A 24,472-nucleotide genomic window follows, 5' to 3' on the forward strand; every position below is an offset into this window, starting at 1 on the left:
AGCATCCAGGCAGAGCCGCGGCGGGCTCCCTCTCTGGATGTCCAATGCGGCCGCTACGATGGCGGAGCACCATCGGGCAACCGCGCCGCGCCCGGTCCACAACCTCGACGCCCACACCGTCGGAGGGGACCGCAGACGTCTGAGACTCGCGCGAGCAGCTTCGTCATGCCCTCCTTCCTGGACCGGCCGGCGCGTGTGGGGCAGCAGGCCGACAAGGACGTGAGACGCCATGACCCATCGCCGCAACAGGCAGCAGGACCGCGCAGTGCGCGCGTACAAGCGGGCCCACCCCGGCATCACCCTGGACCAGGCCCGCCAGGCCGTCGCCGCCCGCACCGGCCTGCAGCAGGACCTCCCGCCCCGGATCCCCGCCGCTCCCCTGCCCCGCCCCACCGAAACGCTGGCCGACTACATCAAGCGCGTCGCCGCAGCGGCCGGCGTCCAGCGGCACCAAGCCATGGAACTCCTCGGCCTCAAGCCCGGCACCTCCGCCACCCAGCGCCTGGACGAACTCACCCGCGGCCGGCTGCCCGACCACACCGTACGGGCCCTGACCGCGGCCACCGGCATGACCCCGGACCAGGCCCACACCCTCGCCGCACCCCGCACCGCTCACCCCGACGAGGAGGCCGTACGGCGCACGGTCGAGGGGAACGCCATCGTCAACGCCAAGAGCTTCCGCCGCGGCGGCGAAGGCAAAACCAGTACGGACACGCGTGACCTCGCACGGCTCCTCGCCGAAACGAGCGGACCGCAGCCCCTCCCGTTCGACCTGCCCAGCAACGAACTGCGCCCAGCCCCCTACCGCCCAGTCATCGTCGATCTCAACTGGCCGACCGATACCGCCACACCACCCATCGACCCCGACGTCTTCGACGAGGTCGCCAAGGCCCTCGGCATCGAGCAGAACACCAACACAGACACACCGCCGCACAAGTAACCCGCCGGCCCGACAGACCGACAGACCACCGCGGCCCGAGACCGCAGAGCCTGCCTGAGCCGTCGGCGGGTCGGGCCCAGCGGCCGGACCGCCGACGGCATACGCAGGACGCGGACCGGGGTGTCACCGGCCGGCGAGCAGGCCGGTGAGGACGCCGGCCCCATACGACACCCGCGGGACGAGCGGGCGCACCAGGTGCCGCATCGACGGCTCCGCCGGGAACCGGATCCGGCCGACGGGCAGCTGCAGGTCGAGCGGCGCCCCGGGCGGCAGGACATGGAAGCCGTCGGCCTCGTAGTACGGCGCCAGATGCGGCTTGTGGGCGTGGATGCCGCCGAGCACCGCCTCGTAGCCCTGGAGGGTGTAGGAGCGGACCAGGGCGTCGACGAGCTGGTGGCCCAGGCCCTGGCCGCGGGCGCTGTCGGCCACCGACACCGCCTCCAGCTCGACGAGCGACCTCGACAACTGCAGGCACAACTGCCGGCCCAGCCCCGCCTCCATCGCCATCAGCCACTGCACCGGAGGGATCGCGTGAGCGAGACCGACCACCGGCCCCGCCGGGTGTTCCTGAGCCAGGAGCAGGTTCGCGGTGCCGAACTGGGGCGGCAGCCGCAAGCCGGTACGCATCCGCTCGACGATCTGCCCGGGCATCGCCGCGTCCATGAAGTCGACCGGCTCCAGCAGCGCCCGCACCACCTCGGGGTCGTCGTCCGCAGTGGCCGGGCGGATGAGATACCGCTCCCCCAGCACCACACCACCAGCAGCGGCATCAGGCCGAGGCGCCGCCTGCTGTGTGTTGCGGCGTTCAGCACGTCGTCGAGAGGCTCGTCCCATACCCCTCATCCTCCCCCGGGCCCGGCGAGGAGCGCCACGCCCCGGGTGAACCGCGGGAGCAGCAAGCACAGTTCAGCGCCACACCGGCCGGCGGGTTCCGGTACGAAGTCCCCCACCGCCGCGCCGGGCGCCCCGGCCACCGGCACGGCGGCGGCGAGTAGCGGCCGGCCGTCTTCGGCCGGAGCGGGCTCCGACACCCGGCCGTACGGAGCGGGGTGAGACGGGCGAGGCCCGATGCGCTACACCGGCGAGGGAACGGACACACCCCGGATCACCCCGCGATCGCCTGAACGGGAGCCGGCCGGGCGCAGCTCGCCGGGCCCTCGCCGCGTACGAACAACTCTCCGCCGCTGCTGGGCGACCTCGAGTTCGCGTGGGGGCCGCGCACTCGCCTCAGCCGGTGAGCAGCCGGGAACGACCAGCGGGGCCGGACAGGATCCGGCCCGGCCCCGCTGTCGTCGGGTTGGTCGAGGTTCCAGCCGCGAGCGGGCGTGCAGGCGGCTTCGAGCTTCCGGGGCGCCTTCAGTGTCCCGGAACGAGAACGGCGGCGGGCCGGTTGGTGACCAGTGGAAGCTACTGGTCGTCGATGCAGGGCCCTTGGGCGCGGAAGCGCGCGCGGGTTTGCGGCCAGGGCGTCGCGCTGTCGTGGCCGAAGCAGTCGACGCCTCCGCAAAGAGGTCGTGAGTCGCGCGCCGGCCTGCCGTTGATCAGCGCCACCCGCCCGTACGCCTCGTAGCGCTCGCGGCTGTCCTCGCCGTCCACAAGATCATTGGCGAGCTCCTGCTTGGTCCAGCGCACGAGATCCGCGATCGGAACACCCCACCTGCTGCGGATCATGGCTACGAGCTGTGCCTTGGAGTGGTCGCGCATCAGAGCGTTTCTCCGCTGGAACAGCTCGTTGGAGAGCTCGACTTCGGCTGCGGGAATCGGCGTGATCGACTCACGGATGTACTCGGGGTCCTCGTCCGCATCGAAGATCATGATGCAGGCCGCGTGCGGCGCGCAGACGGCAATCTTGCCCGGATTCTCCGCCTGCGCCTCGGCGGTGGCGCGTACCCAGTTGAGGGCTTCGTGGTAGCTGAAGTGTGTGCCCTGCTCGCGTGCGGTGCGCTGGAGTTCGCGGGCGCGCTGCTGCTCGGTGGTGCGTTTGGTCATGGACGGGTCCTCTCGGCACCGGGTCCTCGCCCCCACACGGCAACCCGGCTCGATGGGTCGTCAAGGTGTTCGTCAAGCGGTCGTTGATCCCGGAAGACCTTCCACCAGTGTTCCGGGCAGTGTGGGTGTCCGGGTGCGGTGTGGGCGTCGGCGAAGCCCAGGGCATCAGCCCTGCGGGCAGGATACCGGCCCGGCCGCCCGGCTCTACCGTCCGCCGGCGGCGGTGGCGTTGTCCGCGTACGGGGCGTTCAGCTCATGTGCGCGCCGGACGGCGCCGCCGACGCGCAGTCGAAAGGATCACGCCAGTTCTCCCTCCGCCGAGGCTCTCCTGCCTCGCTCCGATACGGCGCGCGTAGTCACTCAGGCCCGGCAAACCGGGCCACAGTTCGACGACCCGTGCGGTCAGCGCACACCGAGAGCCGACGGCTTCCAGCAGCGCGGCGAACTCGACCTGGCCCAGCTGGGCCAGGGCGCCGACCGCATCGCCACCACGGTCAAGCCCCGTACAGCGGCGGCCGGAAAGAACGCCCCGCCGGCCCAGGGACCGAAGCACGCCCGCCCGCGAAGAGGACCACCGCAGGCCGCCGGCGGCCGCTTCCAGCTCAGCGACCATGGCCGGGAGCCGGCCGCCAGGTGCGCGCGGTCCTCCGTCAGCAGGTGCACAGCCTCACCGCCGGCGGCCGGCACCACCGGGGCGCAGCGGCACCGGCCCGCTCAGCGCAGGCGCCGGCGTCCTCGGCACCGCGGGCCACGGGCCCACCAGGTGCCCGGCGGTGCCGGCGAAGTGTCCGAAATCGTCGGCCGGCCTGCGGCCGCGAGGGAAAGAAGCAGGGCGTCGACGAGGGCGCGGACGGCAGACACTGTGCGCCGGGCGAACGTAGGCCGCCGGCGAGAGCCAGAAGAGGGGAGCCGGCCAGCGACTGCCGCGTGTCGCCGCGCACCAGGCCCCCACCAGTCGTACGTTCAGATCACACCCCGCTCGCCCGGGGATGAACCCGAGCTGCCCAGACCAATAGGGCACGTTCTGCAGAACCCTCCGCTCGCCCGGAGACGAACACGACGCCCCCGACCGCCCGGCCGGGGGCGTTCACATGCTCACCCGCCCTCGCCGGCCACCCACCCGCTGCACAGGAACAGAGCCCCGGTCGCGGCGCCGGACACAGAGGACCAGGAGCGGCAGCCGTGGCGCGGCCACCGAGAACGCCCTGTGGCGTGCCGGAGGGAGTGGCGGCCGGGTGTCACCCCGGGTGCCGGCAGTCGGCATCGCTTCGCTCCGGACGGCTTCGGCTGGGCCAGGCCGCGGTCGCCCTCGACGTCGAACAACGCGGGCGCCAGGGCCCCGGCTGGGAGGCCCGGCTGGAGGGGGAGCATCAGCTCGTGCGGCAGCCCGACGGGGCCGCCTGGTACGACGGGACCCTGCCCGCCACCGCGGCCTGGCGTGAGGCGGCGCAGGAGGCCGGCCAGCTCTACCGCTTCACCGCGGCGACCGGCGACGTGGACGCGATCGGAGACCAGATCGCCTCGGGCAGGCCCTGGCCGTGGTCTCGACCCTGAGCTGACGGGCGGCGGCCCCGCACGGCGCCCGCGGTCGGGCTGTCAACTTTCCGGTGACATCAGGGGTTCGTGAGGCGGTAGGCTGCCGACCAGCGGCAGGACGCGCACGCCGCACGTCACGAGACGTCCGGCTCCCACGCTGCCGGACGGTGGCCAAGGACCCCCGGGTGCTCCCGGCGCGGGCCCGCGGAACGCAGTGCACCCTGCCCGCGCTGATGGCGTCCGAGCCCGGCGGGATGCGTGGGGTCCCGTGACGGAGCTGTCATGACCAAGAGCGGAGCCAGCGGCCCGAAGTCCCGCGCCCGCGCCCGCGCCCGCAAGGAGCGCACCGGCACCAAGTACACCCAGGCCCGGCGCGGTACCCCCGCCGTCACCGCCGCCGGGGCGGCCGTGCCCACCGAGGTCACCGTGATGACCTTCCGCAGGGGCGAGCCTCTGCCGCGCACCGCGCCGGACATCAACTGGCTGTGCCACCGGTGCGGTGTTGCCACCAACATCTGCGCGCTGACGGCCGACGCCGGCGAAGGGCATCTGCGGCCATACTGCCCCTCCTGCCTGCCGCCCCCCGACCTCTACCCCGCGCGGCGGGCCCTCGCCGACCACCTCCGCGGCCTCCAGGCCCTGGCGGACTGGCCTTCGGCCGAGGACCTCGCCCGGCAGGTCGAGGCGGCGACGGGCCACCCGGCCGCCCCCACGGTGCGCACCGTCCTGAGCGGAGCCGTCCTGACGCGCTGGGACACGGTGCAGGCCCTCGTGCGCGCCCTGGGGGGCGACGGGGGTGACGTCGAGGATGTTCTGCATCTGTGGCAGGCGGCCGACCAGGAGCAGAGCCAGGGCCAGGTAGTAGACCGGCTGGCTCGCCGCAGCCGCGTCGGGCTCACGGTCGAGGAGCAGGTCGACCTCGACTGGACGAGGGTGCTGGACAAGGTCGCCCGCCGAGAGGGCAGGACCGGGTTCACGCCTCACCTGCTGAGCGACTTCGACTGAGCCGCCTGCCCCGGCCCGTGCCGTCACCCGTCCAGGTGGAGGTGATCGTGTCGCCGCGCCGCGTCACCTGCGCCACGGTGGGCAGATGCGCCGCCGTCCCGCCCTGCTGGTCCCGCTGGTTCTCCTCCTCGACACGGCGTACGTCAGCGTGCGGGCCGACGGCCGCCCGGCCCTGCCTCCGGCGACAGTCGCCGCGGCGGTCGCCCCCTCGGCCGCCGCTCCGCCCAGCCAGGCGCCCGCGCGCGTGGCGCTGGCGCGCACGGACGACGACAGGCCGCGCGGCCGCGGGCACGCCGAGCCGGCTGCGGCCGTCCCGAACACCGCTGTGCGATACGCACCGTCGCTCAGGCCCGGCAGACCGGCCGCAGTTCGACGACCTGTGCGGTCGGCGCGCGAACCGAGGGCCGGCGGACCTCCAGCGGTACGGCGAACGGCAGCGAGCAGCAACTCCCCGGCACCACGCCGGCCGGCAGGCGGGCCGACGCGGGCGGCCAGCAGCAACACTCCCCATCCCTCCCTGCGGGGCTGGGTGGTCACGGCGACCGGGCGCGGTGACCAGCTGCAGGCGCAGGGCTCCCGGCAACCCGGGGGCGGTGAACACCGGGTCGTCCGCGGCCAGTCGGCGCGACGCTGCCAGCGCGCGCAGCTCCGCGCCGGCTCCGGGCGCGGTGCCGGCACAGGCTCGTCGGTGGGTCGTCGCTCATCCTTCGGTCATTCCCGCCCCGGCCGCAGCCCGGGACCGCTTCACCCCGGCCGGCCGTCGGCGGGCGGGGTGACCGCGGCCGGGCCACCGCGGCCCGGGTCAGCGCCGGCTGCCGTGGTGGTACCGGGGGCTGCCGGTGAAGGGCTTGACCAGGCCCCGGGGGGACGGGCTGTTCACGCCGTCGTCCGGCTCGAACGCGGTGACGACAACTGCGGCTGCCTGGGCGCTTTGCAGACGGCGATGGTGCCGGTCGGCCTCCTCCGCGTCCGTCAGGGGCCCGGTCTTCGTCCACCGGGTCTCACCGCGAGGCGCTGCGACCTGATCGGTCCAGTACACGCACGGCACCACCAGCAGCCGGCGCACCGCGAGCAGCCCGTCGGCGAACTCCTTGACGCTCTTCCCCAGATACGACAACTCGCCCGCGTAGTGGGCCAGCGTGGCCGTGCCGCGGGCCTCGAACCTCCAGTGCAGGTAGGCCGCCTGCTGCTGCCTCGCGCGTTTGGGGACGCGCAGCGCCGCCTCCATCGACCCCAGCCAGCTGTTGCAGCTGCGGCACACCGCGCCGCGCACCTGCCCCGTGACCGCGTCGTGGTCGACGGCGGCCGTCGGGCGGCGCCGGCACAGCTGGCACTGCGGGTGGCGGTCGCGGTAGGCGGCCCGCTCACTGTGGGACATCCGCGCGTACAGGAGCGGCGGAGTGCGGCGGGCCTTCCACCGGGCACGGGGCACCACCGGCACCGCAACGGCCCGGGCGCCATGCGAGATCGGTGCCGGCGGCGCTCCTGGGCTCGGAGCGGGCCGGCGCCCGCCGGCTGCGTCACCGGCAACAGCGGCAGGGCCGGGCGCGGAGGCAGGGCCGGGCGCGGAGGCAGGCGCCGTCCCCTCGCCCGGCACGGCTGCCGGGGCGCCGCGGGCCGGCCTCACCCCTCGCGCCCACCCCCGCAGACCGGCCAGACGCCCCCGTACCCCGCCCGCCGCGGGCATCGAGCCGTTCACCGGTCACTCGCAGCACATCGGGCACAGCGTCGGCACGCCCTCCACGGGATGCCTGCCGCACCCGACGCACAGCCATTCCTGGCAGTTGAGGCAGGAGTCGCTGTCCGCGTGCACAGGCACGCACCGGCCCACGCACGAGTCCTCGCGTATCCGGTCCGCGGCCGCAGCGGGGAAACAGACCGGGCAGGGGAAGGCGGCGCGGTGCACCGCCGGGACGCTTGCGGGCACGGAGACATTCGAAGAGACCGTCATGCGGTGCAGCCTCGGGCCACCGGCCTGTGGACACGGGACTGCCGGCGTGCAGGTGAGACCGGTGGCCTCAGCCGGCGCAGGCCCCGGGCACACGGCGGTACCGCGCGCCGCAGGCGAGGAGAACAGCGGCGGAAGTCGGGGCCGGCAGCCAAGGTCCAGGCCAGCGTCCGGCTCGCCGGCATCCGGACGCGCAGGTGTTGCCCGGCCGGCAACACCCTCACAGCACCGAACTCCGCCTGTGCAGGCACCGGACGGCGGGACCCGCGGCGCGCAACGGCCGTTTCCCTGAACCCTGCTTCGTCGTTTGAAAGGGGTGTTCACGTCCCCCGCGAACACACGTGGCCCGGCCGGCGGCTCCTTCCGGCCGGGCCGCGCTGTTGGAGCGTCCGCCTCGGCGCCGGCCGACCTCGACCGCCGGCAGGGCCACCGCCGGGTGGGCATGATGGCCGGATGCCGCACACCGACGCTCCACCACCACCGACACGACCGAACCTCTGCCCCTTGTGCGCGCTGCGCACGGTCTGCGGGTCGGTCCCGGACTCGATCGGCCGGTACTCGCTGACCCACGGCTCCCAGTACCGCTGCTCGGCATGCAACACATGGCTGTGCGCGGGCTGCGGCGACAGACCCGTAACAGGCGCAGAGGCCCGCTGCAGCGTGTGCTGCGTCCCGCAGCAGTCGCAGGGGCCAGAGGGGTCGGAGGGGCCGCGGGCATTCCCTTCCCCCGCTATGCCTCCCGGGCCGGTGGAGGAGGCGACGTGTATCCGCAGGACGAAGACCACGGCGCGCCGATGTCAAAGCAGGCCCACCGACTGGCCCGCAATCCCCGGCCAGCCGCAGCCCGTTGCTTCCTGCTGGATCCACCTCAGCGAAGAGGAACGCGAGACCTGCACCCGAGCGCGGGGACTCAGGAGCGCGGAACAGGCGAGGCTCTGGGCCGAGGGAGAGCCGGAACGCCAGCGCCGCGCTGCCGAGGCCGCAGCCGAACGGCGCGCGCGGATCGCGGCGTGCTGGTGCGACGAGCAACTGCCCGACGAAGTGGGGATGCGCTCCACGCGCTACCCCGCCCCCAACCGCTGCAAGGGGTGCGGCTCCTGGCTGTGCGCGTCGTGCGACCGGGTACGTGTGGCGGCCGAAGGCGCCCAGTGCGAAACCTGCCGCCCGCAAGCCGTACAACCTCTGCGATGCGGCGATCACACAGAAGAGGACGGCCCCTACTACCGGATCACGGTGGGGAGCCTGGAAAACTTCGCCGAGGCGATCGGTCTGGTGATCCGCGCGGGAGCACACAACGGGGGCGACCCCCGCGTATTCGCCGTTCACCTCCCGGTCTGCGACAGCCAGGCCACAGCGCTGGAGGCCCTGCGGACGTTCGACCTCGGATCGGACGCGGGCAGCATCAAGGTCGAGCTGGTGCCCGAAGACGCGAAGGCGGTGGTGGCCCCCGGCCTGCCGGAGCCGGACCTGTCCGGCCTGGGGGACATCGAAAGCTGGTGGAGCGCCCACGCCTACCCGGCCGACGGCAGAAGGAAGATGCGGCGCCGGCCGCGGTGAGCCGGGCAGAGCCAACACCACGCCCAGGCCCGCACCTCACCTCACCGCCACGGCCCGGACCGGCCGTGGCAGCGGGGCGGCGGCAGACGTGGTGGTGGAGAGTGGAGCCGTGATGAAAGATGCTCCTGTGCAGGTGCTTGCGCCCTCCAGCGAGGGAGGGCGGCCGGTGATCCTCGGCAACGTCGTGCTCGGCGTGGCCTACAGCCCCGCCGACGTCGTCGACATCCTGCGCCAGGCAGGCATCGAAGACAGCGTCATCGCGCTCGACAACCACAAGCTGATCGAATGGCAGGGCGGCGGACCCGAGGTCTGGCACTAGCCCGCGGCCGACTCGGACACCCCAGATTAGCGGGCGCTCGTGGAGCGGCCTTGGCGAAAACCGCGCGCCTCCCCGGGGCGGGCGTGTACAAGGAGAGGGTGATGAGCACCGCCCGCCCTGCCGTCCCGGACCGCACCGACGCCTCGGAACTGCACCCGGACGAACCCCCGCAGACTGGCGGCATGGCCGAGCCCGCTGCTGCGCCGGGGCGGCGCCGGGGGCCCGAGCCCGCGGGGTGCTTTGGCCAGCAGCAGCTGGAGCAGCGGCTCCTGCCCTTTCTGACCGGCGCAGCGCACCCCGGGGCGACCGATTTCCTCGCCCATGTCACGGGGGTCGTGGCCGGCTGGGGCTGTCTCCACCTGAAGATGCCCGCCGCGGGCGCCGGCGCCCTCGCTGAGGCGCTGGCGCCCCGCATCACCCCGGACGGGCCCGGAGGGGAGCTGGAGGGCCTCGCGGGTCTGCGGCAGACCGCGCGCGACGGCCGGCTCGTCGAGCTCGCGTTGTGGGGCGGTCACGGCAGGCTCGTCCTGCACTTCGAGGAACCCCCCGTGCCCGCGGTCCCGGCCGTGGGCCCGCGCGGCCCCGGGGCTCTCAGCAGCTGGGAGCTTCTCCTCACGGAGGGGCTGGATCCCGTCGAGGATGCCGGACGGCGGTCCGCCCCTGGCACCAGCGAAGAGGCCGAGGAAGCCAGTCGGGCCCTGCGCAGCGTGCTGGGCCGCTGGCCCCGCCTGACCGGCTGCGAGCACCCCCCTCCCCCTGCCCCGCCGATCACGCTCGCCCCCACCCGGCACGCCAATTGCCCCGCCCCGACGCCCGCCGCGGTGGGCGGTGAAGAGGCTGCCGCCCACCGGCAGGAGCAGGACGCGCTCCTCATCCTGGCCGCAGGGCACGCGGCAGGTGACTGGAAGCAGCACACCGACGTCCCGCCCCGGCCCTGGGCGGCGGCGTGCGCAGGGCAGCAGCGCCTGGAGTACGAACTGCTCCTGGCCCTGGCCGAGCACGTCCAGGTCGTCGACGATCCCGCCCGGTTTCTTGAGATCACGCATGCCCTGGCCGGTCCGTCCTGCCTCCACCTGTCCATGACCGGCTGGTTCTTCCCGTACGTCCGCCACCGTCTCCTGCCGACCCTGGCGGACACCGGGACGCTGCAGGGCGTACCGGGCCTTCGGCAGATCCCCAGCAGCGACCCGTACCGGGTCCAGCTCGTTCCGCTGGACGGGCACGGCCGGCTGGTCTTCCACCTCGACCGGGATGGCCTCGAGGAGTGGGAGGAGTACGAGATCGAGACCGACTTGATCTACCGGGTGCAGTGCACCGCCGCCTGCCCGCCCGCCCCCTGTCCCCGTCAGCCGCTGGCCGCCGCCGACCGGCCCCTGGAACACCTCCTCCACCTCCACCCCCGAATGCACCCGGCCGAACTCCCCGGCCAGCGCGAGGCCACCGACCCCGCGCTGCGCGCCACCGCAAGCCGGCAACTGCGTCGCCATCTGGCCGCGTTGCCCGCCCCTGCAGCCGCCCCGGGCGACCATCACGCCGCCGCCGTCGCACTGACGCCGCCCGCCCGGCCCGGGCCCCTTTCCCCGTCTGACGGTGACACACCCGCCCCACAGCCGGAGCCCCGACGGCACGAGCTCACACCCAGCCTGTTCTCCCGCGCGCCCGCCGCCCGCACCACCGACGAGCTGGCCACCGCCCTGGCCCACCAACTCCTTGCTCTGCTTGCCACCGACGCCGCCAGGCCCGGCGACGTGCTCCCCGACACCCTCGGCATCGCGCAGGCCCTGGGCGGACCACGCTCCACCTCCAATGGGGCGCTGATCCTGCGCCGCGTCGCCGTCCGCTACGGCCTGCTGCGCAACCGACCGCAGCACCCGGACGACCCTCCTGGCACCCGTCGCATGAACCACACCATGACATGGGAGGTCAGCCCGGCCGCCCCGCTCCTCGCCCCAGCCCTGACCGCCGAGTTCAGCACCGCCGACGCCGGCACTACCCAGCCGGAGCAGGGAAGAGGCCAGCGTTGACCCGCATCAGCGGAGCGGCCCTGAACGCCTTCCTGCCCCCACCCGGCCACGAAACCGCCCGCTGACACCAGCCCACCCAGCCACCCAGCCAGGGCGGGGACGCCGCATCGCGGGGCACTCCCCGCCCCACCTATCCGTCCAGCACCGCCCCGCCGCGACGGCCTCCGGGACGCCTGGGCACGGTCGCGGCGGCCGCCGAAGGCCAGGCCGACGAAGCGGGCCGGCAACGGGCCTGCCCCGCGGCCGCTGCGCCCGGCTCCGTGACCACTGCCACTGAGCCTCGTTTCCCAGCACAGGGGCGAACCGCGGTGCCCGCCGCTCCCGCTCCCGCCCCGGCAGCATCCCCGCGATCGCCCGAGGAAGTGGTCCTTGTGCTCGGTCTCGACTTCGGCGAAGCAGTACTCGCCGATCCCCACGACCTCCACCTCGTGGTGGAGACCATCCTGGACGACCCCGACGGTGAACACCCGCCGGCCGTCGCTGCCGCGCTCGAGACCGCCCGCAACGGCGACCCCACGACCGCCGAACAGCTCTGGCACCTGACGAACTTCGCAGACCCCGCCTCCGTTTACGAGCTGTCCCTGGCGGAGCCGGACACGGCACTGCAGGACCCGCGGCTGGCGGCCCACATCCGGGTGTGGGCCGCCCTCCACGAGCAGGCCCCCCGCACCACAGCCGCCCTCGCCCTCATCACCCGTACGGAAACGGATCTGGCGATCACCGCGGCCCGCTCACGCCCAGGGTCCCGGCCGGCACCATGACGCTCCCCGCTCCGACGCCGCGCGGACGCCCGGCAAGGGCTCAGCAGGGCGTCCGCGGCACGGGCCGGACATCCAGCACGGTGCCGAGCCAGAACCCGGTGCGCGCGACGGCGCGGGCACGGGACGGAGCATCGCGGGGCGCTGCGGGCCAGTTCGGCCGCGGCCCGGCGGCAGGCGCGAGGCCGAGACGGCGCAGGAGCACGGCAGCGGCCAGTTGGCCGACCTCCTCCTCATCGAGGACCACGGTGCGCCCAGCGCGCTGGAGATGCCGAGTCGGCCACCGAAGCCCCCAGCACGCGACTCCGCCGCACCCGCACACCCCGGGTCCGACCCAGAACAGCCTGCAGCCAGCAATGCCCCCGGCCCAGCCGGAGGGAGCCGGCGGACGGCGGCCTTCGCCCGCGCCGGACTGGGCCGGCTGTGCGCCGGCAACAGGGCGGCGCGGTGGTACTGGAACGGGTAGCAGCCGCCGAGCGTGTCCGCGGCCAAGCACAGATGCACGGCCGCCGCGGCGCAGCAGGGCCGATCAGGGCCGACAACTGCTCTGGGGTGTAGGGAAGAAGTCCTCTTGCGGGGTCGCTCGTTGGGCAGCCAGACGTACCCACCGCAAAGGAGCGGCTGCCTCATGGTGACCCTGCGAGAGCTGACCACCGACGACGACCAGGCCCTCACCCGCATCTACAGTGGCGCCTCCATCCGGCACACCACCGGCCAGGAGCTCACCCTCGCCCAGGCGCAGCACAAGGTCCGCACAGCCCTCGCCAGAGCCGCCGAGACACCGCGGGCACAGTGGAGCTGGAGCATCGTCACCGCCGGCGAGATGATCGGCCTGATCTCCCTGCGGCGACGGTCCCCGACCATGGGCACCCTCAGCTACATCCTCCACGAGGACGCCTGGGGCAACGGCTACGCCACCGAAGCGGTCAGGCACGTCGTCGCCTTCGCCTCCGCCACCGCCGGCCTGGAGCGCCTGGAGGCCATGCACCACCCCGACAACCCGGCCTCCGGCCGCGTCCTGACCAAGACCGGATTCACCCGCACCGGCACCTGCGACCGGCGCACCGACGACGGAACCACCGCGGCCTACCAGGTGTACGCCCTGCCGCTGCCCCCAGCCCCGCCCCGTTGAAGGCGTGTTCACGCCCCCCCCCGCGAACCCCCCGGGCCCCGATCCGGCTGTCCGGATCCGTAACGTATCGGTTCCATCAGGGCCCAGCGCCTGACGCGTTCGCGGGCGGCGTGCGGCGGGCCTCGGCAGGCCGGGGACATAGGCCACACAGGGCCGGGCGCGGCAGCCGACGCCGGCCCGGGGCCCAGGTCGACCGGCCGCCGAACACGGCCGGCGCAGGGCCGCGGTGGGGGGCGGGGTGGGGGGCGGGGTGGGGGGCGGGGTGCGGGCGGCGCCTACCGCGGGGCATGGCGGCCGCGCGCGATGCGGTCAGGTCCGGGTGGCGTCGATCTCGCCGGCCTCGACTAGTGCCCGGCGCAGCGTCGCGGTCTCGGTCGGGCGCTCGTCCTCGAGCAGCGCGGATGCGGCCTGAAGCAGCCCGGGCAGACGGGCGCAGCGGGGGACGGAATACGGGCGGCGACACGGAGCGCGTGCCGGGGGGTGGCCCCGGGTTGCCACACCAGCCAACCGTCCTGCCAGTGCGCACGGCGCTCCAGGCGCCTCACACGGCCGAAAGCCTCCGCAACAGTGCATCCCTGACCGCCGGACTGCACCACTCATCAGCCGGCACCAACACCACACACGAACATCCCCGCCGGACTCGACACGCCCGCGGCGCCCAGTGCCCCACCCCCCGATCCGCTTTCGGCTTTTGGTGCGAGCCCCGGCCGTGCCCACACCGCCCACAAGTCCTCGCGAGCAACTGCTCAACCCTCTTCCTCACAACAGACCAACGACCAACCCCGCCCCTGGTCGCGCCCTGCCGTCCTCGATGGGCTCTGGGTGTTGCAGGGCCCGCAGCACCGGCTCGAAGCCCCGGCCGGGGATCCCGTGCGCCGCGGCAGGGCGGCCCGGTGGCGCGAGGTTGCGTCTGCGCCGCGGGACCGCCCGGCAAGCCCCGCCGCCGGCATGTTCGCGCCGGGGAGCAGCGCGGCGGCCCGCGGCTGCCCGCGGCGACTTCAGGAGGCGAGCAGGCCAACCAGGGTCGTGCCGTGGCCGGACGGTTGTGGCGCTACCGCTGCGGAACGGCTCTTCCACATCAGGGCCGTGGTGGGGGTGGACTGCTGGTGGACGTACGTCCCTGCGGGCGCGGGGATGAGGAGTGCCGGGCCGGACGCGGTCGCGTAGCCGCGGGCGGCGAAGAACCCGACCGCGCGGGGCCGCACTTCGGCGATCATGACGCGTGCGCCTTCGTCGCCCAGGTAGTCCTCGCAGGTGGTGAGCAGCGCGGACGCTGCGCCGTGGCGGCGGCGGTCCGGCCGGACCGCGATGCCGTGGATGATGCCGAGCTGGGTGTGCGCCGTCTGCCCGTCGCCAGCGAGGGCGAGGCCGCTGAAGGAGCAGCCGACCACGCCCGAGCCCTCCAGCGCCACCTTGACCTTCTGGCGCCCGGACAGGCCCGCCGCGCAGACCTCCAGCCCCTCGGCGACGTAGGCGGGATCCGTCCACGGGGCGCCGCCCATGAGGCCGAACGCCTCCGGCATCACGGCGCAGATGCCCGGGATGTCCTCGTGGAGGGCGTCCCGGACGAGGAAGGAGCCGCCGGCGGCCGGGCGGCGAGGCTTGTTCTTCTTCTGGCGTCCCACGAGCTGCGTCCCCTTGCGTTGTGATGGTGCGGCGCCGCCGGAGTGCGGACCGTGACCCTTCTACCGCAGGGGTCTGACAACCAGCCGTCTCCGGCCGGGATCTCCAGCCGGGCGCGCGCCCGGGCGCACCAGCTGCCCGCGCAGCACCTCGGCCGCCTTCCGCACCCGCGCCCACTCCTCGGCGTCCGCGCCTCCCTTGCAACCGGAGTCCGTGGCGCCGGCGGAGGTGTCCGCGGGCGGACCGGCGGGCTGCGAGGCGGCCGGCTCTGGCATCGGCGCGGCGCCGTACAGGCCGGCGGCGGACTCGCCGGCAGAGCCAGCCGGCTCGGCGGCGGGCGGCCCGGGGGCAAAGAAGGCGTCGACCGCGTCCAGCAGGCCCGCGGCCGCGGACTTCAGGCTCGCCGCAGCCAGGGTGCCCGTCAGGCACAGCAAGACATCCTCCGCACCCCGCAAGCACGACTCCGCAACCTCGGCCGGCCGCTGGAGAAGCCGCCCGCCAGGTTCCGGCGCGCATCCTCCAGCAGGCCCACCGCCCGAACACCCGGCTCGCCCTGCACGGTCAACGCCGCGGCCAAGACCTCATCGACCTCAGGCAGATCGTCCTCGTCGGCCAGTGGCATCTCGTTGCTCACCAGTGCACCGTAGAACCCGACGAGCCGCGCCCGGCCCGGAACCGCACAGCCCGCCCCCCGGGGCGAGGCCGGATGTCCGAGCCGGCCGCCACAAGACGAGGTCGACACCCCAAGGCCCGAGACGAGCAGAGTCCTTCGCGCGAAGCCGCAGAGCTGCCCTGGCAAGCGGCAACCGCTTGCCAGGGACGCCAACCTCGCCCGGACACCGGTCGGGCAGCAGGGGCAACGCCGCGAGACCGGACCCGGAGCTGGACGACAAAGTGCAGCAGCACCGGGACTCGGGCGACGGCACGGCCAACCTGGGACAACGGGCCGGGCGGCGCGGTGGAGCCAGAGGGGCAGGGCGAAAAGGCGTACGGCAGCACGCGGAGCCGGTGGCGCGGGGCGGGCGCACGAGCACCAACGGGCCCTGAACGCACCACGCCCCGAGTGCGGGAACACTCGGGGTCACAGGCGATTTCCCATCGGGCCCTGGCCGGACTGCCTACGGAGGTCAGGACCCGACCACATTCCAGACCATGACTGCAACCCTGGGCTGGCGCAGGCATGCTACCCCGCGCCTCGCGTGGACGCCACGACGAGGTCCAACCCGACCAGACACCAACCTCACCAGAACACCCACCCGGACGCGGACAGCGCCCCGCGCGGGCCAGCGATCCAGATGCACAGCGCCATCCGACGCCATCAGCGCGGCCAGGCACCGCACGCGGAGCCGGGGACGCCGAACAACCCCGAACACCTCGCCCACACGCAGTGATGAGCAACTGCAGCGGGGCAACCACACGTTCACCGGCAGCCTTGGCCAGGAGGGACGTCGTACGGCGGGAGCGACCGCCACAACAAGGTTGACCCTTTTAATTTGACATATGGTTCCACTATAGGTAAAATCATAAGCGTCAAGAGGGGCCGGACAGTGAAGGGCGGCCGACCCGACCTGTCCGGCAGGCCCGTAATAGAGCGGCCCCCACGCCGGGGGACGGTCAGGGGTGCAAGCCCCCTCGGGCCGCCATACAGCTGCCGCACATACGGCAGCCACGCACCACCAGGGCGCGCCGGGCGAGCCCTTTCCTATGCGCCGAGGTCGCACCTGCGACCCGAGCTGGCGCCCACGAGACGTGTCCGCGGCAGTCACACCGCGTCGAAAACCACTCAGTTCGCAACGCACCGTTAGGACCTCGCGCATGCCCAACTCCACGCTCGCCGAAGCAGCCTACGCATGGATGAGCGCCCAGGACGCCCCTGCGACGCACTGGCACATCGCCCACGCCATCGCCGACGACACCAACGCCGAGGAGTGGAGCGCCGCCCACAAGGCCCTCCTGCACCTCGAATTCGACGGTCGCCTGGTCAACTTGTCCGCCCGCGAGTGGAGCAAGGTCGGCGTCACTGCCCGCAGCGCCCGCAAGGGCCGTCACCGCTACCTCGCCACCGACGTCCAGTACAAGGCATGGAACCGTCCCAAGTACTCCGTGATGTGGGTGTCGTCCGACTTCATCGGCGAGACCGACGCCGACGCCTGGACCCGCGGCTACGCGCTCAAGGGTGTGAAGATCACAGGCGACGAGTACGACATCAACGGCATCCGCTCTGACGAATGGTCGCGCTACTTCTGGACCGGCCACGCCCGCAACGCGGCCGACGCGTACGCGCAGGGGTTCCTCGGGTGCGCCTACGACGTGTGGGACCGGTCCGACTTCGAGGCGGACGTCGAGGAGATCGCCGAGATGGTCGCCCGCGTGCACGCCGAGTTCGTCGACGACGACACCAGCGACCCCGAGTACGTCGCCGCCGTCGTGCGTGACCTGCAGGCCCGCCGTGCTGCCGAGGCGGCTTGATGCTGTACCGCGAGGGAGAAGTCAACTGCGGCCACTGCCACGAACCGCAGGGCACCGCCGTCGACGACTACAACGGCGAGACGTACGAGGACGGCGAGGTCACGTTCACCCGCGAGCCCTGCATGCGCTGCCGCGTCCACAGCCTTGGCATCCAAGAGCGCTGCGACGACGACTGCCCCGACTGTGAAGACCGCGGTGATGGGTGACGGCGACGCAGCCGAGGACTGACGAACCCGCTGGCGGCGGCACCAGCCCGCAGCCCCGTACCCGGCGGAACCGGGAGATCGGAGGAACCGCGATGAGCTTGGACCACTCCTTCCTTGCCGTGTACGGCGCCGAGCTGCCCGGGGCGAACTGGGAGCACGTCGATGGCCGCCTGGAGGACCTGCGTCGCACTCAGGGCCCGGCCGGTGACACCGAGGACGTGCAGCTCTTCACCGTCCTTGGTGACCGGGGCCCCTCTCGGGTGGTGATCGGGGCCGCTGTCGTGGGCTTCGCGCCCGGCAGCTGCAAGTCTGTACGCGACTTCATCCCGTCGCTCGAACGGGACGAGGCCGTGCGGCGGGCCGCCGAATTCGTGGGGCACGCAGAACCTGTCGAGCCCGGTTGGCTGTTCGTGTACGACCTGAGGTAGCCGGGCTCCGGTCGGCGGCGGCCGGCCTCCTCGTCGGGGAGGCATTCCCCTCCGGGCATGCCCTCGTGGAGGAGCAGATATCTCGCCCGGCTCTCAACCGGGAGATCGCGGGTTCAAATCCCGCCGAGGGTACGCAGTTTGCGCGGAACGCGCGCCGCTCCTGTCGTTCAACGGAAAGGACACCGGACTACGGATCCGGAGATCGGGGTTCGAGTCCCTGCAGGAGCACGTCCACCGGTGCCCAGAGGCGATGGTCCCGAACTCCGGGGCGCGATCGCCACCCCAGGGGGTGTAGCTCAGAGGCAGCGACGGTCTCCAAAGCCGGCAGCGCAGGTTCTCTCCCTGCCGCCCCCGGCCCTGATCCGCCTCCCGATTCGTTGCGCCGCCGGACGTCGTCCTGGGCCGACCCAGTCGAAGGAGTTCGCCGGCCGTCTCACCCGACGGACTGGCCCTGCTGCTCAGTAAGGGAGTTCACCCATCACCACGTCGTACCCGCTCTCCGGAGTGAAGAGGGTCTTGCACCCCGACGGCACCGTCGACCGCGTGGAGTTCCACGACAGCCGCAGACCGCGGACGAGACCCGGGTGTTCGCCACTGGTCAGTGACCACCCCTACGCGGCAGACGCAGCGTGATCGTCTTCGCCGTCATCGCCGCGGGCCGGCTCCGGCCCTGGGAGCACTTCGGGATGTGGGTGGAGGACCTGCTCCTGCCACACCACCACAAGCGCTGGCTCGGCAACCGCGTGCGTGAGTGGGCCCTTTTCGCAGCTCTGGCGGTCACGCGGCCCTGGGCCGCGCTTGAGGTCTGGCGGAAGCGCAAGTCCCCGTAGGCGTCCTGAGCATCGTCCCCCGCTGCCCTGCCGTCCTCCGGCGGGACAGCTGACGGGGCGACCGCCTGCAGTGATCCGACGCCGCCCCGAACCGAAGTGTCCGTACAGCAGAGGAGTTCCTTGTCCCTCCGACATCTCACCGAGCGCGTTGAGCTGCCGCTGCCCGGCACCGGCTCCGCCGCTGCCCGCGTCACCGTCCTGGAGCGCGGCCGCGTCCGCTACGTCGTCCGTGCTCCGCACGTGCGCGGGACTTTCATGGTCGTGCCGGACCACATCGCGAACGGTCCGATTCTGCCGGCCACCGTCGCGGTGCAGTTCGGTGACGGCCTTGAGCCGCTCGGCAGCTTCTACCGCGAGCACCGGCCCGACGAGCCGGTGGTGCACGGCGTCCGGGTCCATGGCTGGACCGAGCACCTGTATCCGGACGACCTGCCGACCGGTTGGTTCCTGGGCCGCTACGCCGCCGGGCTGAGCAACGGCATTCACCGGGAGCTCACCCGCGGCACGCGGCGCCGCACCGAGGCCATGATCCTTGCCATCGTCACGCACTGGCGCAGCCTGCCCTGTCGGCGTGACCTCATGGTGACGGCGGCGCGTGAGAAGGCGGCGGAGTACGCCGAGCACGAAGGCAACCGTGCCGCTGCGGCGGAGGCCCAGGCCGCCGAGCTCGAGCGGGAGCGCCGGGCGGTTCGTCACCGGATCTGCGTGCTGGCCGGCATCCTGCGGCGTCGGCCACGTCCCGTGCAGGCGCCGCGGGCTGAGCCGGTGCAGCTGCAGATCGAAGATCCCCGCCGGGGGCCGCTCGGGCAGATCACGGTCCGCGAGGTCGCGGTGAACGCCGAGGTCGCGGGCAGTGTCGTCTACGAGGTGACCGGTGCCCGGATATCCGGGCGGTTCACCGTCGGACCGAACCGGTACCGGCCGGAGCCGATCCCGCATGGCATCTGGGTCGCCTACGGGCACGCCAGCGGCCGGTACTACGAGGACGAGCGGGCGCACGCGCCCGTGGTCAACGGGGTGCGGCTGTGCGGCCAGTGGGACCACGACACGAGCGACGACATCACCCCCACCGCCCCGAACACGATCGGCGCCCGGGTGCCGTCCCGGGGCTCGGCGCCGTACGCCACTGAGCGCCGCACCGCAGCTGTCGTCCGCGCGCTGGCCCTGCACTACCTGCGCCGGCCGGACCTGGCGGCTCTGCGCCTGGCAGCCGCGCAGGCCAACGTCCCGAGCCTGCGCGCAGACGCACGGCGTCAGCTGAGCGAGGTGAAGAAGCAGCTGGCCATCGAGGAGCGCAATGCGCGTCGCCATCGGGCCCGCGAGCGCGAGCTGCGCTCCCTGGTCCCCGGCAGCCCTCGCGAGGACCTGTCTGCCGAGGCTTCCTAATGAAGTTGTCAAGCCGCTGTAGCCACTGGGGGTGCGACCTCGTAGCACCGTCGGTCACGGATCAGGGCCCACAGGACGTTGACGCGGCGGCGGGCGAGGGCCAGCACGGCTTGGACGTGCTTCTTTCCCTCGGCGCGTTTGCGGTCGTAGAACTTCCGCGAGTTGGGGTCGCAGCGGACGCTGACGAGCGCGGAGGTGTAGAAGACGCGCTGGAGTCTTCGGTGGTAGGCGACCGGCCGGTGGAGGTTGCCGCTGACCTTGCCCGAGTCGCGAGGCGCGGGCGCAACGCCGGCGAAGGCCGCCAGGGCGTCCGGAGAGTCGAAGTCGTCCAGGCTGCCGCCGACAGCGGCGAGGAATTCCGCTCCCAGCACGGCACCGATGCCGGGGACGCTCTGGACTATGTCGGCGAGTTCGTGCTCGCGAAACCGGCCCTCGATGAGCTTGTCCATCTCGGAGATCTGCTCGTTGAGGGTCATTACCTCCCCGGCCAGGGTGTGGACCAGCTTGGCTATGGTCTTCTCCCCGGGGATGGCGGTGTGCTGCCGCTCTGCTGCCTCAACGGCTGCTTCGGCCAGGGATCTTGCGTTGCGGACGGTGCGGTTGGCCAGCCACTTGGTCAGCCGTGTGACCCCGGCGCGGCGGATCGAGGCCGGACTCTGGTACCCCGTCAGCAGCTTGAGCGGGCCGGTGTTGGTCACGTCCAGGGCCCGTTCCAGGGCGGGGAACATGCTCAGCAGGGTGCCGCGCAGGCGGTTCACGGTGCGGGTGCGGTCCTCGACCAGGTCGGCGCGGCGTCCGGTCAGCAGCTTCAGCTCGATGGCGGCTTCGTCGCCGGGGCGGATGGGCCGCAGGTCGCGGCGCATCCTGGCCTGGTCGGCGATCACGTAGGCGTCGCGGGCGTCGGTCTTGCCCTCGCCGCGGTAGCCGTCGGAGGCCCGGTTCACCAGCCGGCCGGGCATGTACAGGATCTCCTGGCCGTGTTTGACCAGCAGGGCCAGCAGCAGTGCGGGTTCTCCGCCGGTCATGTCGATGGCCCAGGTGACCTGACGCCCGTCGGCCAGGTCGAGGACGTCACCGAGCAGTTTCAGCAGCTCGGGCTCGTCGTTGGCGACCCGCCGCGACAGCAGTGTTTTGCCGTCGGTGTCCAAGGCGAGGCCGTGGTGGTGGCCCTTGCCGCTGTCGATCCCCGTCCATATCCGGCTCATCGTGCTCCTGACGTTCGTGTTCGTACTGTTCGTGCCACGGACGACTTCGCCGGCATTGCTCTACGCAGCGACTTGTTCGCACTTCCTAATCGGCGGCCGAGTCGTCGTGGGGTGCCAGGCGGCGAAGCCTCGCAAGCCACAAGGTGGCAGCCGCCTGACAGCCACACCCAGCACCCCTGGGCGACCCAACCCTACGAATGGCTCGATCAACCCGATCAAGAAGGTAGAGCCGCCTGACCACCGAGTTCACCGCCGCCCCGCCCATGGAATGGAGATCATGCACTGCACTGTCATCGAACGGCAGATGGAGGAGGCACACGACGAGTTCGCCGCCCGCGGCCAGGCCGTGGCCGACATCCTCAACGCCGAGGACGTCCAAGGCGGATGGTGGACGGTGAAGGCTGGGGTCAATCTGTTCGGGTCGTTCACCCTGCACCATCCGGCCGGATTCACCGTCCGCGTTGCCCGCCTCACGACCAATCTCGCCGGGGCGGCCGGGCGGCGGCTCACGGTCGACGGCCTCTACCCGCGGGAGTTCTACGGCGACCGTGCTCCGACGATCGGCGTCGGCCTCGACCGGCGAATTGGGGCGCGGGTCCCAGGTACGGCGCCTGCGCCCGCTCGCGATGCCACGGGAAGAAGCGGTTCCCGCCGAGCAGTAGCGGCCCGCCGGCGCGCTGCGTGTGACGTGTACGAAGCCGTCGGGATCCGGCGGACCGTCAGCCCATGCTGGCTGATCGTCACGCTCCAGGTCGCTCGCCCTGGCCGAGCCGACTTCAGGCGGTCTCGTCGGGCTGAACGATGCCCGCGGCCGCCCGGACCTCCCTCAGCAGGACGCCGGCCTGCTGTTCGTCGACGGGGTCGAGGTAGAGCAGCCGCATCAGGATCATCTCCGCGCAGTTCCACCGCTCCTGCCAGTGCGCGACCCGCGCCAGCCCGTACAGCCCGCGCAGCAGCGGTCGGTTGGACTCCTCCCGCCGGACGCGGCACGGCGGCACCGCGGCACCCGGGCCGTGGCGCCCGCAGCGAGGCACATCCGCGGTCCAGGCGACCGGGCCGGCGGCGATGATGCGGTGGAGGACCAGGGCGTAGCCGTCGGCGGCGAACAGCGGGCGGCCCAAAGCGGCCCCGGCGCCGGGAGAGGTGCGCTGGCGCGGTTGCCCTGCTGCCCTACCGGCCGCCGATTGACCGGATCACCTCCGCCGTCTCCCGGTCGCTGCGCAAGGACAGCTCGGTCGCGAGGGCGGACAGCTTTCCGGCCATCACCATCAGCAGGCTCGGCAGGATGCACTCCCCATCGGATCCGGCCTCAGCGATCCGCGCGTAGGACTTCCCCAGCTCAACGGAGAATTCGGCCTCCAGGCCGGCGCCTTCCTCGTGTGGGGACCTCGACGGGGGGAGGGTGAGGTGTTCCATTCCGCGGTCGGTCATCAGGCAGGCCAGGCGAACACATTCCTGATCGAGAACGGTCATGTCGATGTACACGCGGGACCCCTTCGCGATAGTGCAGGTGTCCTACATAACAGACAGCATCGACAAACCGTACGATCTGTCCTTCGGGGCACGCCCCGTGGCGTCCCGGTGAGCGCAGCGGCTGGGAGAGCCTGCCCGTGTCCGTCGCACGGACCCAGCCCGGCCAAAGTGCGCTGGCGGCGCGGCTCTCAGTGACGGTTGCTGAGGAAGTCGCGGGCGTGTTCGTCCAGTTCGAAGACGCAGGGTAGTCCGCGGGTGCGGAAGCGGGACAGGCTGCGGCGCATGTTGTCCATGGCTTTGCGGGTTCGTCGCGATTGCACGCCGTCCATGTGGTTCATCGCTCGGCCCCAGGTGGCACATGCCTGCTCGATGCTGCCCTCAGCGGCCTGCATCTCGGCCTGCGCGACGAGGTCCAGGGCGACGATCCGCGGGTAGGTGCCGGGCGGGCGGCTCCGCGCTGCGGCGCCGTACATCGCCGCGGCCCGCCGCCGGTCACCCAACGTCTCGAACACCTTCGCGGTCCGGCTATGGACGGTGGCGGCTGGTGGTCCCCACGACAGCGCCCAGAACGGAACGGTGTCGCCTTCCGCCGCGTCCAGGGCGGTGCTTGCGCGCTCGAGCTCCCGGACGGCTTCCTTCCGGTGGCCGACGCCTGCGAGGGCGTGTGCGTGGGTGACGGCGAACAGCGCCTCGGTCTGGGCGTCGACCCGTCCGCGGACCTTGTCGACGGCTGATGCGGCCAGGGACAGGCAGTGCTCCGGTCGGTGCAGTTTCATGCCCTGCTGGGACATGGTCCTCATGACGAACGCGTCGTGCCCGGTGATCTGGGACTCGCTGGCGAGGGCGTACGACTGGAGGTAGTACCTCTGCGCGAGGCCCTGCTCCCCACCGTCATAAGCTCGCCAGCCGGCCTGGTGAACGCCGACCGCTGCGGCGGAGAGCATGTGCCGATGGTCGTCCTCGGAGCTGAACCGTCCCCGGCACAGGGTCGCGACGTCGGACATCAGGTACTGCACCAGTGCGGAGCGGCCGTGTTGGCCGCCGTGGCGTTCGTCCATCACCGCGAACATCGAGATCATGTCGCGCACTGCGGCGACATCAGTATGTCCGACCCGGGCGCCGGCGCGGGCCTTAGCTGCGCGGGAGGCAATATCGGTGACGTGCTCCAGCGGCAGAACCGCCGCCGCCACCGAGTACGCCGCGCTGGACAGAAAACGTCGACGGTCCAAGTCGCCCCTCCAGACCGGCATCAGGGCCTCCAGTGGGTCGTCTCCGATGGACAGCCCGACGTCGTCAGTTTCGCAGCCGACCAGCGGGCCCAGGTCGCGCAGGGTCAGCGGTCGGCCGACCTCGCGGGATAGTGCGACCGCGAGGAATCGGCCCGTGTCGCCCGCCGGCGGCATTCCCGAGATCCAGTGTGCGATGGATGACTTGCTGGTGCGCAGAACCGTGCCGCATTCGGCGGCCGCCGCCCGGACGGCAGAAGCAAGGGCCGCATAAGTCAGGCCCGATTCGTCGACGAGGTCCTTGAGCTGGGTGTTCGGCATGCGCGTGGCCATCGGCACCTCTTCGTTGAACACGTTGAACCACTTAGCGTGCCCGACACGCTACCGCCGTATCCGTGTCTGCGGTTGACTGCTGATC

Annotated in this window: 25 protein-coding genes and 2 tRNA genes; 15 read left to right on the forward strand and 12 right to left on the reverse strand. The window is 72.5% G+C overall.

The genetic code is table 11. The features are described 5' to 3' along the window. Positions 1 to 229 precede the first annotated feature (229 nt). A complete protein-coding gene (locus tag ABR737_RS00205) occupies positions 230 to 940 on the forward strand; it encodes a TniQ family protein (RefSeq protein ID WP_350248073.1) in 711 nt (236 codons plus the stop codon). 123 nt (positions 941 to 1,063) lie between these two features. Here ABR737_RS00205 and ABR737_RS00210 read toward each other — a convergent pair whose 3' ends face one another. Then, entirely contained in the window at positions 1,064 to 1,774 is a 711-nt protein-coding gene (locus ABR737_RS00210) for a GNAT family N-acetyltransferase (protein ID WP_350248075.1), read from the reverse strand. Between the two features lie 573 nt (positions 1,775 to 2,347). Then, the gene (locus ABR737_RS00215; RefSeq protein WP_350248077.1) at positions 2,348 to 2,929 is read right to left on the reverse strand and encodes a hypothetical protein; all 582 of its coding nucleotides are present in this window, start codon (positions 2,927 to 2,929) and stop codon (positions 2,348 to 2,350) included. Between the two features lie 1,377 nt (positions 2,930 to 4,306). Between ABR737_RS00215 and ABR737_RS00220 the strand changes: the two genes are divergently transcribed. Then, entirely contained in the window at positions 4,307 to 4,483 is a 177-nt protein-coding gene (locus ABR737_RS00220; protein WP_350248079.1) for a hypothetical protein, read from the forward strand. Positions 4,484 to 4,747: 264 nt separating this feature from the next. Beyond that, positions 4,748 to 5,470, forward strand: coding sequence for a hypothetical protein (locus ABR737_RS00225; RefSeq protein ID WP_350248081.1), 723 nt, complete (start codon positions 4,748 to 4,750; stop codon positions 5,468 to 5,470). Positions 5,471 to 6,272: 802 nt separating this feature from the next. On the opposite strand, the gene ABR737_RS00230 is transcribed toward ABR737_RS00225, so the two are convergent. Further along, positions 6,273 to 6,848: an endonuclease domain-containing protein gene (locus ABR737_RS00230; protein WP_350248082.1), complete on the reverse strand. Its 576-nt coding sequence runs from the start codon at positions 6,846 to 6,848 to the stop codon at positions 6,273 to 6,275. A gap of 324 nt (positions 6,849 to 7,172) precedes the next feature. Further along, entirely contained in the window at positions 7,173 to 7,421 is a 249-nt protein-coding gene (locus tag ABR737_RS00235) for a hypothetical protein (protein WP_350248084.1), read from the reverse strand. Between the two features lie 1,044 nt (positions 7,422 to 8,465). Here ABR737_RS00235 and ABR737_RS00240 point away from each other — a divergent pair. From ABR737_RS00240 to ABR737_RS00255, 4 genes are all read left to right on the forward strand, one after another. Continuing rightward, on the forward strand, positions 8,466 to 8,975 hold the full coding sequence (locus ABR737_RS00240) for a hypothetical protein (RefSeq protein WP_350248085.1): 510 nt from the start codon (positions 8,466 to 8,468) through the stop codon (positions 8,973 to 8,975). Between the two features lie 112 nt (positions 8,976 to 9,087). Continuing rightward, a complete protein-coding gene (locus ABR737_RS00245; RefSeq protein ID WP_350248086.1) occupies positions 9,088 to 9,294 on the forward strand; it encodes a hypothetical protein in 207 nt (68 codons plus the stop codon). Between the two features lie 101 nt (positions 9,295 to 9,395). Further along, a complete protein-coding gene (locus tag ABR737_RS00250; RefSeq protein ID WP_350248087.1) occupies positions 9,396 to 11,318 on the forward strand; it encodes a hypothetical protein in 1,923 nt (640 codons plus the stop codon). A gap of 371 nt (positions 11,319 to 11,689) precedes the next feature. After that, positions 11,690 to 12,079, forward strand: coding sequence for a hypothetical protein (locus ABR737_RS00255; protein WP_350248089.1), 390 nt, complete (start codon positions 11,690 to 11,692; stop codon positions 12,077 to 12,079). A gap of 40 nt (positions 12,080 to 12,119) precedes the next feature. Here the strand turns inward: ABR737_RS00255 and ABR737_RS00260 are convergent, their stop codons facing one another. Next, positions 12,120 to 12,323: a hypothetical protein gene (locus tag ABR737_RS00260; RefSeq protein ID WP_350248091.1), complete on the reverse strand. Its 204-nt coding sequence runs from the start codon at positions 12,321 to 12,323 to the stop codon at positions 12,120 to 12,122. A 381-nt stretch (positions 12,324 to 12,704) separates the two neighbouring features. On the opposite strand from ABR737_RS00260, the gene ABR737_RS00265 reads away from it, so the two are divergent. After that, positions 12,705 to 13,208 carry a GNAT family N-acetyltransferase gene (locus ABR737_RS00265; protein ID WP_350248093.1) on the forward strand — a complete coding sequence of 168 codons (504 nt, stop codon included), beginning with the start codon at positions 12,705 to 12,707 and terminating at the stop codon, positions 13,206 to 13,208. A gap of 998 nt (positions 13,209 to 14,206) precedes the next feature. Here the strand turns inward: ABR737_RS00265 and ABR737_RS00270 are convergent. The 3 genes from ABR737_RS00270 to ABR737_RS00280 are packed head-to-tail and all read right to left on the reverse strand — an operon-like array spanning position 14,207 to position 15,465. Continuing rightward, positions 14,207 to 14,833 (reverse strand): GNAT family N-acetyltransferase, encoded by a 627-nt coding sequence (locus ABR737_RS00270; RefSeq protein ID WP_350248095.1) that lies wholly within the window; start codon positions 14,831 to 14,833, stop codon positions 14,207 to 14,209. Positions 14,834 to 14,893: 60 nt separating this feature from the next. Next, on the reverse strand, positions 14,894 to 15,265 hold the full coding sequence (locus ABR737_RS00275; RefSeq protein WP_350248097.1) for a hypothetical protein: 372 nt from the start codon (positions 15,263 to 15,265) through the stop codon (positions 14,894 to 14,896). Next, the gene (locus ABR737_RS00280) at positions 15,253 to 15,465 is read right to left on the reverse strand and encodes a hypothetical protein (protein ID WP_350248098.1); all 213 of its coding nucleotides are present in this window, start codon (positions 15,463 to 15,465) and stop codon (positions 15,253 to 15,255) included. Before ABR737_RS00280 ends, ABR737_RS00275 begins: the two co-directional genes overlap by 13 nt. Positions 15,466 to 16,646: 1,181 nt before the next feature. On the opposite strand from ABR737_RS00280, the gene ABR737_RS00285 reads away from it, so the two are divergent. The 7 genes from ABR737_RS00285 to ABR737_RS00315 all read left to right on the forward strand — a co-directional run bounded on the left by ABR737_RS00285 (position 16,647) and on the right by ABR737_RS00315 (position 20,150). Beyond that, positions 16,647 to 17,300, forward strand: coding sequence for a hypothetical protein (locus tag ABR737_RS00285; RefSeq protein WP_350248099.1), 654 nt, complete (start codon positions 16,647 to 16,649; stop codon positions 17,298 to 17,300). Then, positions 17,300 to 17,506 (forward strand): hypothetical protein, encoded by a 207-nt coding sequence (locus tag ABR737_RS00290; RefSeq protein ID WP_350248100.1) that lies wholly within the window; start codon positions 17,300 to 17,302, stop codon positions 17,504 to 17,506. Before ABR737_RS00285 ends, ABR737_RS00290 begins: the two co-directional genes overlap by 1 nt. Before the next feature lie 92 nt (positions 17,507 to 17,598). Beyond that, a complete protein-coding gene (locus tag ABR737_RS00295) occupies positions 17,599 to 17,934 on the forward strand; it encodes a hypothetical protein (RefSeq protein WP_350248101.1) in 336 nt (111 codons plus the stop codon). 59 nt (positions 17,935 to 17,993) lie between these two features. After that, positions 17,994 to 18,066, forward strand: a tRNA-Glu gene (locus tag ABR737_RS00300). 24 nt (positions 18,067 to 18,090) lie between these two features. Continuing rightward, positions 18,091 to 18,162, forward strand: a tRNA-Arg gene (locus tag ABR737_RS00305). 401 nt (positions 18,163 to 18,563) lie between these two features. Next, positions 18,564 to 18,764: a hypothetical protein gene (locus ABR737_RS00310; protein WP_350248102.1), complete on the forward strand. Its 201-nt coding sequence runs from the start codon at positions 18,564 to 18,566 to the stop codon at positions 18,762 to 18,764. 120 nt (positions 18,765 to 18,884) lie between these two features. Further along, on the forward strand, positions 18,885 to 20,150 hold the full coding sequence (locus ABR737_RS00315; protein WP_350248103.1) for a hypothetical protein: 1,266 nt from the start codon (positions 18,885 to 18,887) through the stop codon (positions 20,148 to 20,150). An 8-nt stretch (positions 20,151 to 20,158) separates the two neighbouring features. Here ABR737_RS00315 and ABR737_RS00320 read toward each other — a convergent pair whose 3' ends face one another. The 4 genes from ABR737_RS00320 to ABR737_RS00335 all read right to left on the reverse strand — a co-directional run bounded on the left by ABR737_RS00320 (position 20,159) and on the right by ABR737_RS00335 (position 24,387). Continuing rightward, the gene (locus ABR737_RS00320) at positions 20,159 to 21,355 is read right to left on the reverse strand and encodes an IS110 family RNA-guided transposase (protein WP_350248104.1); all 1,197 of its coding nucleotides are present in this window, start codon (positions 21,353 to 21,355) and stop codon (positions 20,159 to 20,161) included. 776 nt (positions 21,356 to 22,131) lie between these two features. Then, positions 22,132 to 22,476: a hypothetical protein gene (locus tag ABR737_RS00325; RefSeq protein ID WP_350248105.1), complete on the reverse strand. Its 345-nt coding sequence runs from the start codon at positions 22,474 to 22,476 to the stop codon at positions 22,132 to 22,134. Between the two features lie 49 nt (positions 22,477 to 22,525). Next, complete coding sequence (locus tag ABR737_RS00330) at positions 22,526 to 22,840, reverse strand: hypothetical protein (protein WP_350248106.1); 315 nt, start codon at positions 22,838 to 22,840, stop codon at positions 22,526 to 22,528. Positions 22,841 to 23,016: 176 nt separating this feature from the next. After that, on the reverse strand, positions 23,017 to 24,387 hold the full coding sequence (locus ABR737_RS00335) for an NsdA family TPR-like regulatory protein (protein ID WP_350248107.1): 1,371 nt from the start codon (positions 24,385 to 24,387) through the stop codon (positions 23,017 to 23,019). Between the last annotated feature and the right edge of the window lie 85 nt (positions 24,388 to 24,472).

The organism is Streptomyces sp. Edi2, assembly GCF_040253635.1.
Lineage (GTDB): Bacteria > Actinomycetota > Actinomycetes > Streptomycetales > Streptomycetaceae > Streptomyces.